The sequence below is a fragment of the Pseudomonas sp. OG7 genome, assembly GCF_014192825.1.
In the GTDB taxonomy this organism is placed as follows: Bacteria; Pseudomonadota; Gammaproteobacteria; order Pseudomonadales; family Pseudomonadaceae; genus Aquipseudomonas; species Aquipseudomonas monteilii.
Window position 1 is genome coordinate 1 of the sequence record NZ_JACHYK010000022.1, and the last position, 1,753, is coordinate 1,753.

1 rRNA gene is annotated in these 1,753 nt (G+C 52.6%); it reads left to right on the top strand.

Annotated features, from left to right (window positions below):
- Positions 1-1,724, top strand: a 23S ribosomal RNA gene (locus FHW75_RS26675); the annotation flags it as partial.
- Between the last annotated feature and the right edge of the window lie 29 nt (positions 1,725-1,753).

Consider the following 1,753-nt stretch of genomic DNA (forward strand, 5'->3'; position numbering starts at 1 on the left):
TGATGCGGTAGAGGAGCGTTCTGTAAGCCTGTGAAGGTGAGTTGAGAAGCTTGCTGGAGGTATCAGAAGTGCGAATGCTGACATGAGTAACGACAATGCGAGTGAAAAACTCGCACGCCGAAAGACCAAGGTTTCCTGCGCAACGTTAATCGACGCAGGGTTAGTCGGTCCCTAAGGCGAGGCTGAAAAGCGTAGTCGATGGAAAACAGGTTAATATTCCTGTACTTCCAGTTATTGCGATGGAGGGACGGAGAAGGTTAGGCCAGCCTGGCGTTGGTTGTCCAGGTTTAAGGTGGTAGGCTGAAATCTTAGGCAAATCCGGGATTTCAAGGCCGAGAGCTGATGACGAGTTGCCTTTAGGCGACGAAGTGGTTGATACCATGCTTCCAAGAAAAGCTCCTAAGCTTCAGATAACTGGGAACCGTACCCCAAACCGACACAGGTGGTTAGGTAGAGAATACCAAGGCGCTTGAGAGAACTCGGGTGAAGGAACTAGGCAAAATGGCACCGTAACTTCGGGAGAAGGTGCGCCGGCGAGGGTGAAGGACTTGCTCCGTAAGCTCATGCCGGTCGAAGATACCAGGCCGCTGCGACTGTTTATTAAAAACACAGCACTCTGCAAACACGAAAGTGGACGTATAGGGTGTGACGCCTGCCCGGTGCCGGAAGGTTAATTGATGGGGTTAGCGCAAGCGAAGCTCTTGATCGAAGCCCCGGTAAACGGCGGCCGTAACTATAACGGTCCTAAGGTAGCGAAATTCCTTGTCGGGTAAGTTCCGACCTGCACGAATGGCGTAACGATGGCGGCGCTGTCTCCACCCGAGACTCAGTGAAATTGAAATCGCTGTGAAGATGCAGTGTATCCGCGGCTAGACGGAAAGACCCCGTGAACCTTTACTATAGCTTTGCACTGGACTTTGAATTTGCTTGTGTAGGATAGGTGGGAGGCTTTGAAGTGGGGACGCCAGTTCTCATGGAGCCATCCTTGAAATACCACCCTGGCAACTTTGAGGTTCTAACTCAGGTCCGTTATCCGGATCGAGGACAGTGTATGGTGGGTAGTTTGACTGGGGCGGTCTCCTCCCAAAGAGTAACGGAGGAGTACGAAGGTGCGCTCAGACCGGTCGGAAATCGGTCGTAGAGTATAAAGGCAAAAGCGCGCTTGACTGCGAGACAAACACGTCGAGCAGGTACGAAAGTAGGTCTTAGTGATCCGGTGGTTCTGTATGGAAGGGCCATCGCTCAACGGATAAAAGGTACTCCGGGGATAACAGGCTGATACCGCCCAAGAGTTCATATCGACGGCGGTGTTTGGCACCTCGATGTCGGCTCATCACATCCTGGGGCTGAAGCCGGTCCCAAGGGTATGGCTGTTCGCCATTTAAAGTGGTACGCGAGCTGGGTTTAGAACGTCGTGAGACAGTTCGGTCCCTATCTGCCGTGGACGTTTGAGATTTGAGAGGGGCTGCTCCTAGTACGAGAGGACCGGAGTGGACGAACCTCTGGTGTTCCGGTTGTCACGCCAGTGGCATTGCCGGGTAGCTATGTTCGGAAGAGATAACCGCTGAAAGCATCTAAGCGGGAAACTTGCCTCAAGATGAGATCTCACTGGGATCTTGAATCCCCTAAAGGGCCGTCGAAGACTACGACGTTGATAGGTTGGGTGTGTAAGCGCTGTGAGGCGTTGAGCTAACCAATACTAATTGCCCGTGAGGCTTGACCATATAACACCCAAGCAATTTGCGCGTAAGCC